This is a genomic window from Flavihumibacter sp. ZG627 (assembly GCF_000814325.1).
In the GTDB taxonomy this organism is placed as follows: domain Bacteria; phylum Bacteroidota; class Bacteroidia; order Chitinophagales; family Chitinophagaceae; genus Flavihumibacter.
Genome location: NZ_JPHF01000002.1, coordinates 247,794 through 260,745, shown reverse-complemented (window position 1 = coordinate 260,745; position 12,952 = coordinate 247,794). Strand labels below are relative to the sequence as shown.

16 protein-coding genes are annotated in these 12,952 nt (G+C 43.1%); 2 read left to right on the top strand and 14 right to left on the bottom strand.

Annotated elements, in window-relative coordinates; all coding sequences use genetic code 11:
- Nucleotides 1-7: 7 nt before the first annotated feature.
- Both HY58_RS04560 and HY58_RS04555 read right to left on the bottom strand, forming a co-directional pair.
- Nucleotides 8-1,210, bottom strand: coding sequence for an MFS transporter (locus HY58_RS04560; protein ID WP_039128643.1), 1,203 nt, complete (start codon nt 1,208-1,210; stop codon nt 8-10).
- A 24-nt stretch (nt 1,211-1,234) separates the two neighbouring features.
- Entirely contained in the window at nt 1,235-1,900 is a 666-nt protein-coding gene (locus tag HY58_RS04555; RefSeq protein ID WP_039128640.1) for a hypothetical protein, read from the bottom strand.
- 45 nt (nt 1,901-1,945) lie between these two features.
- On the opposite strand from HY58_RS04555, the gene HY58_RS04550 reads away from it, so the two are divergent.
- Complete coding sequence (locus tag HY58_RS04550) at nt 1,946-4,498, top strand: hypothetical protein (protein WP_052323835.1); 2,553 nt, start codon at nt 1,946-1,948, stop codon at nt 4,496-4,498.
- 35 nt (nt 4,499-4,533) lie between these two features.
- Here HY58_RS04550 and aroQ read toward each other — a convergent pair whose 3' ends face one another.
- The 12 genes from aroQ to HY58_RS04495 form a co-directional block, all read right to left on the bottom strand.
- A complete protein-coding gene (gene aroQ / locus HY58_RS04545) occupies nt 4,534-4,953 on the bottom strand; it encodes a type II 3-dehydroquinate dehydratase (RefSeq protein WP_039128637.1) in 420 nt (139 codons plus the stop codon).
- Nucleotides 4,954-4,962: 9 nt separating this feature from the next.
- On the bottom strand, nt 4,963-5,493 hold the full coding sequence (locus HY58_RS04540) for a GNAT family N-acetyltransferase (protein ID WP_039128635.1): 531 nt from the start codon (nt 5,491-5,493) through the stop codon (nt 4,963-4,965).
- Between the two features lie 95 nt (nt 5,494-5,588).
- The gene (carA, locus tag HY58_RS04535) at nt 5,589-6,698 is read right to left on the bottom strand and encodes a glutamine-hydrolyzing carbamoyl-phosphate synthase small subunit (protein WP_039129660.1); all 1,110 of its coding nucleotides are present in this window, start codon (nt 6,696-6,698) and stop codon (nt 5,589-5,591) included.
- Nucleotides 6,699-6,788: 90 nt separating this feature from the next.
- Nucleotides 6,789-7,319: a 50S ribosomal protein L17 gene (gene rplQ, locus HY58_RS04530; RefSeq protein WP_039128633.1), complete on the bottom strand. Its 531-nt coding sequence runs from the start codon at nt 7,317-7,319 to the stop codon at nt 6,789-6,791.
- Nucleotides 7,320-7,387: 68 nt separating this feature from the next.
- Complete coding sequence (locus HY58_RS04525) at nt 7,388-8,386, bottom strand: DNA-directed RNA polymerase subunit alpha (protein WP_039128631.1); 999 nt, start codon at nt 8,384-8,386, stop codon at nt 7,388-7,390.
- 92 nt (nt 8,387-8,478) lie between these two features.
- Nucleotides 8,479-9,084 carry a 30S ribosomal protein S4 gene (gene rpsD, locus HY58_RS04520; RefSeq protein ID WP_039128627.1) on the bottom strand — a complete coding sequence of 202 codons (606 nt, stop codon included), beginning with the start codon at nt 9,082-9,084 and terminating at the stop codon, nt 8,479-8,481.
- 132 nt (nt 9,085-9,216) lie between these two features.
- Nucleotides 9,217-9,618 carry a 30S ribosomal protein S11 gene (gene rpsK, locus HY58_RS04515; protein WP_039128624.1) on the bottom strand — a complete coding sequence of 134 codons (402 nt, stop codon included), beginning with the start codon at nt 9,616-9,618 and terminating at the stop codon, nt 9,217-9,219.
- A 103-nt stretch (nt 9,619-9,721) separates the two neighbouring features.
- Entirely contained in the window at nt 9,722-10,102 is a 381-nt protein-coding gene (rpsM, locus tag HY58_RS04510) for a 30S ribosomal protein S13 (protein ID WP_039128620.1), read from the bottom strand.
- 53 nt (nt 10,103-10,155) lie between these two features.
- Nucleotides 10,156-10,272, bottom strand: a complete 117-nt coding sequence (gene ykgO / locus HY58_RS19155; protein WP_046369371.1) for a type B 50S ribosomal protein L36 — start codon at nt 10,270-10,272, stop codon at nt 10,156-10,158.
- A 10-nt stretch (nt 10,273-10,282) separates the two neighbouring features.
- Nucleotides 10,283-10,501: a translation initiation factor IF-1 gene (gene infA, locus HY58_RS04505; protein WP_039128617.1), complete on the bottom strand. Its 219-nt coding sequence runs from the start codon at nt 10,499-10,501 to the stop codon at nt 10,283-10,285.
- Between the two features lie 133 nt (nt 10,502-10,634).
- Nucleotides 10,635-11,033 carry a hypothetical protein gene (locus tag HY58_RS04500; RefSeq protein WP_039128612.1) on the bottom strand — a complete coding sequence of 133 codons (399 nt, stop codon included), beginning with the start codon at nt 11,031-11,033 and terminating at the stop codon, nt 10,635-10,637.
- A 55-nt stretch (nt 11,034-11,088) separates the two neighbouring features.
- Nucleotides 11,089-12,246, bottom strand: a complete 1,158-nt coding sequence (locus HY58_RS04495) for a homogentisate 1,2-dioxygenase (protein ID WP_039128609.1) — start codon at nt 12,244-12,246, stop codon at nt 11,089-11,091.
- A gap of 203 nt (nt 12,247-12,449) precedes the next feature.
- Between HY58_RS04495 and HY58_RS04490 the strand changes: the two genes are divergently transcribed.
- On the top strand, nt 12,450-12,950 hold the full coding sequence (locus tag HY58_RS04490; RefSeq protein WP_039128605.1) for a metallophosphoesterase: 501 nt from the start codon (nt 12,450-12,452) through the stop codon (nt 12,948-12,950).
- The last annotated feature ends 2 nt before the right edge of the window (nt 12,951-12,952 follow it).

Below are 12,952 nucleotides of genomic sequence, written 5' to 3'. Positions count from 1 at the left end.
ATCAATTTTATTGCTTTCTCTCCGTCTTTCCAAATAGATAGCGTGCTAATAAAAGTGCTATGAGAAGTATGAGGATGCTCCCATATCCCAGCCAACCATAACGGAGAATCTGACCTTCTTTACCTTGTATTACGATTTGTCCGGCCGCAACTGAGGCAATGGTGGTTCCCACCTGCTGGAGGCTGCTGTTAAAGCTCATAAAACTTCCCCTTTGTTCGGGCTTAACCACATTACTTATCATAGCCTGGGCCGTTACGCCTCTTCCGGTGGAAAGAATGAACCAAGCTGCAAACATCAACAATACAAAAACAAAGGGAATGGGTGAGAGATGTGTTAGGCTGAAAACAAAGAAAAGGCTGAGTAACACGCAGATGGTAAAAACCGGCAACTTCCCAAAACGGTCGGCTACCCTTCCGAGAATATTGGCGGCAAAAAATGAAGCAATCCCTCCTACCAGGTATATCATGGGTGTTTGAGATCGGGAAAAACCCAAATTGTACTCCATAAAAGGATTAATAAAAGGAATGATGAGGAAATGTCCCATCATGATGAGGGCTGAAAATAAAAGTGCGAGCATTTGTTGGCGGCTACGAAGAACCTGTGAGAGTGCTTCCAAGGCTTTACCCCCTTCCTCACGGTTACGTACATGTGCATCCATTACAGGAATGTATCTCATTAGCAATGGAATGAGTATTAATCCTAATACAGCAACGAGTATAAAAGGTGCGTGCCAGCTGATCAGATTAGAAAGATAGAGGGCAAATGGAACACCAAGAGTTGATGCTACTGCGAAAGCGCTCATAACTGCACCCATAGCTTTACCTCTTTCCTCATAAACAAAAAGGTCGGAGATGATTGACAATACTTGTGCGGCAATTAACCCACCGAAAAGTCCGGCCAATAACCTGGCCGCGAGCAGCAAAATAAAGGAGGGTGCCAAACCGCAGGCAAGTGTTCCCAGTAAGAAGCCGGAATAAGCTATGATCAATAATTTTTTACGATCGAACCTATCTACAAAAAATGCTGCTCCAAAACCACTTATAGCAGCACTTATCGTATAAGCTCCAACGAGGTATGTGAATTCGCGGGGATCGATGCTGAAATAGGGCATAAGGTAATTACCCAGCGGCATCATGATCATGAAGTCAAGGATATGCGTGAAATTCAGCGCTGCCAACAGGAAGAGGATGATCTTTTTATCTGATCGCAAGTATTGGTGGTGTTAATTCAGCCGCTAATATCCTACAGATCCGTCACGCACACGGATCTTTTTCTTTCCGGCATTCTTTTTTTCGAAATCAAGTACTTCCTTAGGCTTCTGCACCTTTTTTGCGCTAACACTCATTGTATCTTTGGCGAGTGTGGGAGGGAGATTGCTTTTATCGACCTTACCTAAAAGATAGAATTCAGTTTTACTGATGAAGCCTGAGGATGGGTCATAGAATTTCCAGGTGCCATGTTTTAAAGAAGACCCCTCGTTCTTTACTATCACCTGGTTGAAATTTCCCGGACTCATTACATCTTCCACATCAATAGTATCATATTGTTGATTGGGATTAAATGCTCGCCAGCTTTCTTCCCTTAAGAGATTGCCACTTATATCAAAATACTGGCTCATGCCATCTAGAAATCCCCAGCGATAATTTTCAATAGCAAGAAGGTCTCCCATCAGGGTATATTTCCGCCAGTTTCCTTCCTTCATATCATCTTTATACTCACCCTCTTCTTCAAACCCGCGTTCTCCCCTTACAGTTTCGTATTTATGCACCCAGGGCCCTTGTTTAAGTCCCATCTTATCAACCCGGTTCAAGGTATCTCCCTTGACCCCAATTATAAAATCCTTCCACTGAGCAACACTGCTTGTGGAAACGAAGAGGAGTATGAATAGAATCCAACGCATTGTTAGTATGTTTGAAGTCAACATTATAACGAAACCAGGTCTGATATGTTATCCAGTTTTATCCGCACCCGCAAATTTGCCAGTCTAGTAGCTGTTCTCATTTACACCCAAAGCTACGCACAAATCAAGCCAACAACAGCAGCGGAGCGTCTTAAAGGAATGCAAAACCGTACCAAAATGGAGGCGGGAAGCATTTTTAAGGACATAAGTTTCCGCAATATCGGCCCAACGGTGATGAGTGGAAGGGCTATTGACCTGGAGGTAAACCCCGATGACCCCACAGAATTTTATGTGGCTTATGCAAGTGGTGGTCTCTGGTATACTACCAATAATGGGCAATCATTTGTCCCCATATTCGATACGGAGCAGGTAATAGGTATCGGAGATATTGCCGTGAACTGGAAGGCGCCCAAGCGTAGCATATGGGTAGGTACCGGCGAAGAAAACAGCAGCCGTTCTTCCTATGCTGGAATAGGGGTTTTTCGATCCAACAACAATGGAAAAACATGGGAATACCTTGGATTACCCGAATCGCAGCATATTTCTAAAATCATTATCCATCCATCAGATACCAATACTGCCTGGGTATCAGTAATTGGTCATCTGTATTCATCCAATAAAGAACGAGGTGTGTATAAAACCATTGATGGGGGCAAAAGCTGGAAACAGACATTATTTATTGATGAAAATACTGGAGTAATTGACATGGATATCAACCCAATAAATCCATTAGAAATATATGCTTCCGCATGGTATAGAACCCGATCAGCATGGAATTTTGAAGAAAGTGGCAAATCGAGTGGTATTTACAAGAGTAATGATGGCGGGGTTAACTGGGAATTAATCAGCAAAGAGGGTTCGGGCATAATTACCGGAGATGGACTTGGCAGGATTGGTCTGGCGATATCATCATCTGATCCGCAAATAGTTTATGCAGTGGTTGATAACCAGTTTGGGTTACCAGATACAACTGCCGGAAAACAAGATACTGTATATCAGCTGAAGGACTTTAAGGGGTTAAATAAAAAGCAGTTCGAAGACTTAAATGATGAAAAACTTGAAAAGTTTCTCAGGACTAATCGTATGTCAGACAAATACACTGCTTCGTCTGTTAAAGCGATGGTTCGGGATGATAAGGTCAAGCCAACTGCTCTTTATGATTATTTTTATGTGAATGATGGTTTTCAGAACAAATCAGTCAAAGGATGTGAGGTGTACCGAAGTAATGATGCCGGCAAAACCTGGAAGTTAACCCACGATAAACCCATTAACATTTTTAGTACTTATGGATACTATTTCGGGAAGATATATGTATCACCAGCAAACCCCGATAAGCTTGTGATTCTTGGCATATATGCACAGCTTTCCGAAGATGGTGGAAAAACGTTTAAAACTATTGATAAACCAAATGTTCACGCCGACCATCATGCGCTGTGGATTAACCCTATGCGTGATAATCATATGATCAATGGGAATGATGGTGGTGTAAACATAACCTATGATAACGGTTTGAACTGGTTCAAAGCAAACAGTCCCGCTGTGGCACAGTATTATTCCATTGCATTAGATAGTGCCCGGCCATATAATATATATGGGGGTTTGCAGGATAATGGAAGTTGGTATGGACCATCAAATCACAAAGAAAACATTGGTTGGGTGGATGAAGGTGATTATGCTTTCAAAAGGCTTAATGGTGGCGATGGTATGCAGGCACAGGTAGATACGCGAACCAATAAAATCGTTTATAGTGGTTCTCAATTCGGGTATTACAATCGTATTGATTTGTCTACTAGGGAAAGAAAATTGGTTCGGCCACAACATGAGCTCGGTGAGCTGCCCCTCCGATTCAACTGGCAGACACCCATATTGCTAAGTGAGCATAACAAGGATATTCTTTATTATGGTTCCAACCGCTTTCATCGTTCGCTCCTTAAGGGAGAACAGCTTCAGACTTTAAGTCAGGATCTTACAAACGGTGCAAGGCAGGGTGATGTACCGTTTGGAACAATAAGTACCATCAGTGAGTCCCCTTTACGATTCGGACTGGTGTATACAGGTTCTGATGATGGGAATATTGCCGTTAGTAAAGATGGAGGAAACAGTTGGACGCAAATAGGGAAACCTGTTGAACGCCGTAAGAACAAATCTACTGCCAAAGGAAAATTGGTTAATCCCGAAACGCTTCCACAGGGTCTCTATGTATCAAGGGTACTTGCCAGTGCCTACAAGGAAAGCAGGGTATATGTAACGTTGAATGGCTATCGTAATGATCATTTTAATGCATATGTTTTCAGGAGTGATGATTATGGAACTACCTGGCAACAAATTGGAATGTATTTACCATTGGAACCCGTGAATGTTATCCGTGAGGATCCCCGATCAGAAAAAATTCTTTATATCGGAACCGATGGTGGAGTATATGCAAGTATAGATATGGGCATTAGTTTTATGACACTGGGGCAGGGTATTCCCCGTTCTGTTCCCGTTCATGATATTGCGATCCACAAAGGCGAAAATGAAATGGTAGTGGCTACACATGGCCGAAGCCTTTTCATCGGTAAGCTTGATAAAGTTCAGGACGCTGCATTAAAACACTAAATTATATACCCGTCTGACGTATGTCAGGACATACGTCAGACGGGGTGGAGGGCATAGACTGCCAATTCGTATCCTTTAAGTCCCAGCCCGCAGATGGTGCCCCTTGCTTTGGCTGAAACATGGGATATCTTTCGAAATTCTTCGCGAGCATGAATATTGCTGATATGCACTTCAATGACGGGTGAATCGATAGCTGCAATTGCATCACCAATTGCGACGGAAGTGTGTGTATATCCACCAGGGTTCAGTATGATGCCATTAACGTCAAAGCCTACCCGCTGCAATTCATTAATGAGTTCTCCCTCAACGTTACTTTGGAAATAACTGAATTCAACAGATGGGAATTTCTCTTTGAGTTCTTCCAGGTAACTATTGAAATTCTGTGATCCGTATACAACAGGTTCTCTCCTGCCAAGCAGGTTCAGGTTTGGACCGTTGATGATGGCTATCTTCATGATATAAATTTACTCCAAGATTTTCGCATATATATAGAGGCTTATACGCTTATCATTTTTAATCTCTGTATCTCTTAATAATCCTTCGCAATTAAACCCACAATATTCGAGTAATCGCCTGCTGCTGTCATTTCCAGATTCAACCCAAGCTTCCACCCTATGCAGTTTCCAAATGCGCGTCATTTGTAGGAGTAATTCTGGTAAAACTTTTCGCATAATCCCTTTTCCCCAATGATCGGGAAGTAACCAGTAGCCAATTTCGATCTTCTCATGCTTGTGCTGGAAATTGTTACAACCACAGGCACCGACCATTTTACCACTTGAGTTGTCAGTGATCTTCCACCATCCACCCGTACCATCGCTCAGGAGCTGTTCATAAAAATCCATCTGTGCTGCGGTTGCCTCATAACTGCGGTAACTAACACCATAAAATGGAATTACCTGGGGATGACTTAATCCCTCAAAAACGAAGGCCTGATCGGAGCGCTGAATGGCTGCCATTTTAAATTCGTCAATAGTAAAATCCGGCAGGTGAATCATACTTCATGCATATGAAACAGTAAAATAAGCATTAAGGCTTAAAAAACCAGCAAGCGAAAGGCTTGCTGGCTATAGTATCAATATGAGGACTCAATTCAGTTCTTTCCTTCCCTGATCATTTTAATAAACTCATCAAAGAGGTAGCGACTATCGTGGGGGCCTGGAGTGCTTTCTGGGTGATATTGAACAGAGAAGGCCGGCTTTCCCTTTATACGAATTCCTTCAATGGAATTGTCATTCAGGTTAACATGGGTGATCTCTATATGATCTGCATTCTTTACAGCTTCAGGATCTACACCAAAGCCATGATTCTGGGTTGTAATTTCGCATTTTCCTGTAACCAGGTTTTTCACGGGGTGGTTAAGTCCCCTATGACCGTGGTGCATTTTGAAAGTAGGAATTCCATTGGCGAGTGCAAGTAATTGGTGGCCCAGACAGATTCCGAATAGTGTCTTTTCTTCCTTCATGATGCTTTGAACGGTAGAAATGGCATAATCCATAGGAGCAGGATCACCCGGTCCGTTGGATATAAAATAACCATCCGCATTAAAAGATTTAAGTTCTTCAAAACTCACTTTTGCAGGATAAACCCTTACAAAAGCACCCCTTTCAACCATGCATTCCAGGATATGTTTCTTTACACCATAATCGATTACAGCGATGCGAATATCACTTTGGGGATCTCCCAATTCATAAGGAGACTGGGTGCTGACTTTACTGGCAAGTTCGAGACCATTCATAGAAGGAACTTCTCGCAACAAATCTTTTAGTTCTTCAATATCCGTAACAGCTGAGGAGATAATACAATTCATTGCACCTTCTGTACGTACTTTGGCAGTGAGGGCCCTCGTATCAACTCCTTCTATGGCTACAATATTATTTGCTTTAAGATAATCATCAAGGGAGCCCTGGGCCATACGGCGACTGAATTGTTCTTCCAGGTTGCGGGCAATTATGCCACGAACCTTAACTGTGGAAGACTCAATATCTTCATCTTTCACGCCATAATTACCTACATGGACCGTATTCATAATTATTACCTGCCCATAGTAGCTGGGGTCTGTAAAAACTTCCTGGTAACCGGTCATACCGGTATTAAAGCAAAGTTCACCAGTGGTAGTGCCAATGGTTCCAAATGCTTTGCCATAGTGAACCGATCCATCCTCCAGGACGAGGATAGCTTGTTGTTGGGGAGCTTGCGTCATTATACTGGAAAAAAGTTTTGCAAATATCTGTAAAAAAAAGGCAGAATGGAAAACCATTCTGCCCTTATAGAAAATCAATCATTCATTCCTTTATTCAGCTGCTTTTTCTTCTTTGGAATCAGCAGGAGCTTCGGATGCATCAGGTGCTGCAGTTTCAGCTGCAGGCTTAGCTTTTGCCGGAGTTTCTGTAGTGGCTTTCTTAGATCCACGACGTGTTCTCTTGGCGGGCTCTGTTTTAGCATCAGCCAGTTTACCATACACTTCATTGAAATCAACGAGTTCGATCATAGCCTGCTCAGCATTGTCACCCACACGGGCACCAAGCTTAATGATACGGGTATAACCACCCGGGCGACCAGCAATCTTTGCAGCGATGCTATCAAATAGTTCAGCAACTGCTTCTTTATTCTGCAGGTAGCTAAAAACAACACGACGGTTGTGGGTATCATTAGATTTAGCCTTAGTGAACAAAGGTTCAGCATATACGCGAAGCGCTTTTGCTTTAGCGAGTGTAGTTACGATACGCTTATGTTCAATCAGGTTGATCGTGAGGTTAGCCAGAAGGGCCTCGCGGTGGGCTTTTTTACGGCCGAGATTGTTTTGTTTGTCTCCGTGACGCATGACATTAAATTTTACCGGCTGCACCGTGTCAGGAATTGCAGCCTACGATTATAAATAGTGAACGTGAATTAGTCTTCCTTATCAATTCCCATCTTAGCAAGGTCCATTCCGAAGCTAAGACCACGTTCATGGAGTACCTGCTCTATTTCAGCCAGTGATTTCTGACCAAAATTGCGGAACTTCATCAGGTCTTCCTGCTCGTATTGAACCAGTTCGCTCAGGGAGTTGATTTTGGCGGCTTTCAGGCAATTGAATGCACGAACGCTCAGGTCCAGATCTTCCAAAGGAGTCTTCAGTACTTTGCGCAGTTGCAACGTTTGCTCATCAACCAGATCTTCTTTCTTTTCTTCCTTGTTATCGAAAGTGATGTTCTCATCAGTGATGATCATCAGGTGCTGGATCAGGATGCGGGAAGCCTGTTTAACAGCTTCTTCCGGATGGATGGTACCATCGGTTGCAACGTCCATGATCAGCTTTTCGAAGTCGGTTCTCTGTTCTACGCGGGTATTCTCAATACTGTACTTAACATTCTTGATAGGCGTGTAGATAGAGTCAATGGGAATGAAGCCCAGTGGAGCATCTTTCTGCTTATTATCTTCAGCGGGAACATAACCACGGCCTTTACCAATGGTAAGTTCTATCTCGAGTTTTGCAGAAGGATCCATGGTGCAGATCAGCTGCTCAGGGTTCATGATCTGGAAGCTTTGCGTGCCGTCCTGGATCATACCCGCAGTGAATTCGCTCTTGCCTTTAACGTGCAGAACGATCTTCTCATTGGAAACTTCAGTATCAACTACCTTCTTAAAGCGAACCTGCTTAAGGTTCAGAATGATATCAGTAAGATCTTCTGTAACACCTTTGATGGTAGCAAATTCATGTTCAGCCCCTTCAATTCTGATACCCACGATAGCAAATCCTTCCAATGAGCTCAGTAGTACCCTGCGAAGGGCGTTACCGATGGTTACACCGTAACCAGGCTCCAACGGACGGAATTCGAATTGTGCTTCAAAATCATTTGCTTTCTGCAGAACGATTTTGTCGGGTTTCTGAAAGTTTAAAATGGCCATTTGTATGTTCGATTTACGTTTTGTTGTTCCGAAAAAAGTATGCGCCGCAGCGGCATCCCATGATTCGGTAATGGGTTATTGACTATCCTCTATTACTTAGAGTACAATTCAACGATCAGTTGCTCCTTGATATTCTCAGGAACATTTTCCCTTTCAGGATAAGCGATGAAGGTACCAGTCATGGTAGATTCATTCCAATCGAGCCAGCTAAACTTTTGGTTTTTGCCGCGAACCATACTAGTTAAGCCAGTTTTTTCTGTTGATGCGGGCTTGAAAGTAATGATATCACCTGCCTTAAGCTGGTAAGAAGGAACATTCACAACATCACCATTAACCATGATATGCTTGTGACTGACCAACTGGCGGGCAGCTGGCCGTGAAGGAGCGATACCCATACGGAAGACCGTATTATCCAAACGTGCCTCGAGCAGTTTGATCAGGTTTTCACCGGTAACACCTTTACGACGTGCAGCCTCTTCAAATGTTCTGCGGAATTGCTTCTCGAGAACGCCATAGGTATACTTTGCTTTTTGCTTTTCGCGGAGCTGGAGGGCATACTCACCCAGGCTCTTACGCTTACGGGCAGCACCATGCTGACCGGGAGGATTGCTGTTCTTGTTAAGCCATTTTCCATTCCCGAGGATCGGCTCACCGAAGATTCTAGAAATTTTGGTCTTTGGACCAGTGTAACGTGCCATATCAACTTGATTTTTTAGTTACGATGTACAATCATTAAAAATCTTAAAATCGATTGTACACCCATGTTTGAAAATACAAAATCCGAAACCCAAAGCCTGATTGGACCTTGGGTTTCGGTATATAAAAGACATTTATACGCGGCGTTTTTTCGGCGGACGACAACCGTTATGTGGTAACGGGGTAACATCCTTGATCATCACCACTTCAATTCCTGATTGGCTAAGGGAACGAATAGCGCCTTCACGACCGGAACCAGGTCCTTTCACGAAAACATCCACACGCTTCAAGCCTGCATCAAGTGCAGTTTTTGCGGCATCTGCGGCAGCCATCTGGGCGGCATAAGGGGTGTTCTTCTTAGAACCTTTGAAACCCATTTTACCGGCAGAGGACCAGGAAATAACCTGACCATTCTTATTGGTAAGGCTGATGATGATGTTGTTAAACGTGGCAGAAATATGGGCATCGCCATATGAATCTACCTTCACGATTCTCTTCTTGGCAGCGGCTTTTGCGCTGGTTTGTTGTTTTGCCATTTAGATAATGAGGTAATCTTTAAAAAATATCTCCCGGTACACATGTTCCAGGATCGTGGCGCTCCTCCCCCTCCTAAGCTGGATCTGGTAGCGGCACTATGTCTTACTTCTTAGGAGCCTTTTTCTTACCAGCAACTGTCTTACGCTTTCCTTTACGGGTACGGCTGTTCGTTTTGGTACGCTGACCACGAAGCGGTAACCCTTTACGGTGACGCAGACCACGGTAACAGGCGATATCGAGCAAACGCTTGATACTCATCTGCACTTCAGAGCGCAGCTGACCTTCCACCTTCAACTCGTCGTTGATGATGTTACGGATGGCAGTCAACTCATCATCATTCCACTCATTCACTTTCTTTTCGTAGCTGATATTAGCTTTGTCAAGAATTTGCTGAGCAGTAGAGCGACCGATTCCGAAGATATAGGTCAGGCCTATCTCTCCTCTCTTGTTTTTTGGTAAGTCAACACCGGCAATACGAGCCATAATCTGATTCTATTTTCGATTTACTAATGACTGATTCAGGGCACAGTCAAGGTTTACCCTTGTCTTTGCTTGTAACGAGGGTTTTTCTTGTTGATCACGTACAGCTTGCCTTTTCTCCTCACGATCTTGCAATCAGCGCTGCGCTTTTTGATTGATGCACGAACTTTCATGACTATTATATTATTTGTATCTGAAAATAATCCTACCCCTTGTCAAATCATATGGACTCATCTCCACCCCTACCTTGTCGCCCGGCAGGATCCTGATATAGTGCATCCTCATTTTCCCTGAGATAGTGGCCAGTATTTCATGGTCATTTTGCAGCTTAACCTTGAACATAGCGTTCGAAAGTGCTTCTACTATTATTCCATCCTGTTTAATGAGTGCTTGTTTTGCCATACAGATTTTGGGAGCGCAAAGATATGATTATTTGGCACAAAAAATAAAAAAATGGGGATTTTTTCCCCATTCTCATTGAAAATGTTGTGCTTAGGTGTCAAAACTACTGAAAATTTGACGGAAACCGGGAATTCTAGTTCCTTCCCAATTCTACTTTGGTCATTTGATAATAATGATTCTGGAGCTCATGTACCCCGATCTGATGTTTGATATGCCGGCGATCTTCGCGGTACCAGATCTCAAAATCGTCAAAAGCACCTTCCTGCCTTAGCTGTACGCGAAAGGGTCCTTTCTTGTACTTTATCCAGCCATCACCATTAGTTTCCTTCTCAAAATTGAACTTCATCAACTGCTCTTCCGAAAGGGGTATTGAGCGAAGATTGTCGGGCTTGAACCAGAATTCCTGGACCTCCGTCTGAACGCAGACCTCTTTGTCTTCCCGGTTCAGCTCATTTACAATGCCTTCCCATAATTCTCCCTCATATTCGGCCATTACATAATCTCCTGGTTTGATTTCACTGAATTTGATCATATGGCAAATGGTTTTGTTCCTACAATATAAGAAAAATGACCTTTTTAATACCAGTCTATTCTGCCCATGACATTGTATATCCCTGGTTTTCGATTTCAAGGGCTTCTACAGTTAATTGTAATGGATGGAAAGTATCGACCATAACGGCCAGTTCCCCGGTTTCTTTCTTGCCAATACTTTTTTCAACGGCACCGGGGTGAGGCCCGTGGGGTATGCCCGCAGGATGCAGCGTGATCATTCCCCGGGTAACATTCTTGCGGCTCATGAAATCACCGTCAACATAGTACAACACCTCATCACTGTCTATATTGCTGTGATTATAGGGAGCTGGTATGGCCTGCGGATGATAATCATAAAGGCGGGGAACGAAGGAACAAACAACAAAATTATTTGCTTCAAAGGTCTGGTGAACAGGTGGTGGCTGGTGAACACGTCCTGTTATGGGCTCAAAATCATGTATGCTGAAGGCAAAAGGATAACAACATCCATCCCATCCAACTACATCGAAAGGATGATTACCATAATGAAGTCCATATTGCATACCTTTTTTACGGGTTTTAATCAGGAAATCACCTGCTTCATCATAAGATCTTAAATCCTGCGGGCCCCTTATATCACGCTCACAAAAAGGAGAATGTTCCAGTAATTGCCCATTTTTTGAAAGATATCGTTTAGGGTAGCGAATTGGGCTGAAAGATTCTACTATAAAAAACCTGTTATTTGAATCTGTAAAGCTGATCTGGTAAATAGTACCTCTCGGTATTACAAGGTAATCACCATAACCAAAGGGAAGTTCACCATACTGGGTATATAGCACACCGCTTCCTGCGTGAACAAAAATCATCTCATCAGCATCTGCATTTTTATAGAAGTATCGGGTCATGCTTTCGCGGGGGGCAGCCAGCACTATATGACAATCATTATTCACAAGCACCGGCTTACGGCTTTCCAGAAAATCATTTTCCGGCTTTATTTGAAATCCTTCAAAACAACGATGCTGGAGCATTTTCTCCTCGGCAACAACCGGCATAGCGTTGATAGGGGGATCTGTACTTATTATTTGTGTTGGTGGATGCGCATGATAAAGGATAGAATAATCATTTGAAAATCCTTCGGTAGAAAAAAGCTGTTCGGAATACAGGCCACCATCAGGTTTACGGAACTGAGTATGACGTTTGTGCGGGATATGTCCCAATTTAATATAATGAGGCATTTTAAGTATTATTAATTAAGTGAAGTTTATTTTTAGCAAGGACGCGACTGCAGCACGCTACGATCCAGCATCGCCAGAAGGAAAACATATTTCCAGGAGCGTTTATCAATATACCAGGTAAAATTTCTGTTGTATGGCATGACTTATCGTATTGCTAAGATACAAAATCATACTTTCCACCTAAAACAGGCGAAACAGCAAAAATGACCAGGATCGGATTAATTTCAGACACACATGGTTTTCTTGATGAAACTGTATTCAGGTATTTCACAGATTGCCACCAGATATGGCATGCCGGAGATTTTGGAAACATCACACTTGCGGATGAACTGGGGCAAAAGAGCGGCCTACAGGTGCGCGGTGTTTATGGAAATATTGATGGTAATGATATTCGCAGTGTTTACCCGGAAGAGCTTGTTTTCGATTGTGAAGATGTGAGGGTTTTCATGAAACATATAGGTGGATATCCCGGCAGATATGCGCCTGGTGTGAAAAAACGAATCATAGAGGAAAAGGCAGCACTATTTATATCAGGTCATTCCCATATTCTAAAGGTTCAGTATGATGAGGGCTTGCAATGCCTCCATATGAACCCCGGTGCTGCCGGTAAACAGGGTTGGCATAAAGTACGCTCCATCCTACGGTTTGTTATTGATGGCAATCAAATGAAAGACTGCGAGGTTGTAGAACTAGGCAGCCGTTAATG

Coding starts and splice junctions, on each gene's coding strand:
- HY58_RS04550 (WP_052323835.1), top strand. CDS start 1,946: ATGTTATCCAGTTTTATCCGCACCCGCAAATTTGCCAGTCTAGTAGCT.
- carA (WP_039129660.1), bottom strand. CDS start 6,698: ATGACGCAAGCTCCCCAACAACAAGCTATCCTCGTCCTGGAGGATGGA.
- HY58_RS04555 (WP_039128640.1), bottom strand. CDS start 1,900: ATGCGTTGGATTCTATTCATACTCCTCTTCGTTTCCACAAGCAGTGTT.
- rpsK (WP_039128624.1), bottom strand. CDS start 9,618: ATGGCAAAACAACAAACCAGCGCAAAAGCCGCTGCCAAGAAGAGAATC.
- rplQ (WP_039128633.1), bottom strand. CDS start 7,319: ATGCGTCACGGAGACAAACAAAACAATCTCGGCCGTAAAAAAGCCCAC.
- ykgO (WP_046369371.1), bottom strand. CDS start 10,272: ATGAAAGTTCGTGCATCAATCAAAAAGCGCAGCGCTGATTGCAAGATC.
- HY58_RS04540 (WP_039128635.1), bottom strand. CDS start 5,493: ATGATTCACCTGCCGGATTTTACTATTGACGAATTTAAAATGGCAGCC.
- HY58_RS04490 (WP_039128605.1), top strand. CDS start 12,450: ATGACCAGGATCGGATTAATTTCAGACACACATGGTTTTCTTGATGAA.
- HY58_RS04525 (WP_039128631.1), bottom strand. CDS start 8,386: ATGGCCATTTTAAACTTTCAGAAACCCGACAAAATCGTTCTGCAGAAA.
- infA (WP_039128617.1), bottom strand. CDS start 10,501: ATGGCAAAACAAGCACTCATTAAACAGGATGGAATAATAGTAGAAGCA.
- aroQ (WP_039128637.1), bottom strand. CDS start 4,953: ATGAAGATAGCCATCATCAACGGTCCAAACCTGAACCTGCTTGGCAGG.
- rpsM (WP_039128620.1), bottom strand. CDS start 10,102: ATGGCTCGTATTGCCGGTGTTGACTTACCAAAAAACAAGAGAGGAGAG.
- rpsD (WP_039128627.1), bottom strand. CDS start 9,084: ATGGCACGTTACACTGGTCCAAAGACCAAAATTTCTAGAATCTTCGGT.
- HY58_RS04500 (WP_039128612.1), bottom strand. CDS start 11,033: ATGATCAAATTCAGTGAAATCAAACCAGGAGATTATGTAATGGCCGAA.
- HY58_RS04495 (WP_039128609.1), bottom strand. CDS start 12,246: ATGCCTCATTATATTAAATTGGGACATATCCCGCACAAACGTCATACT.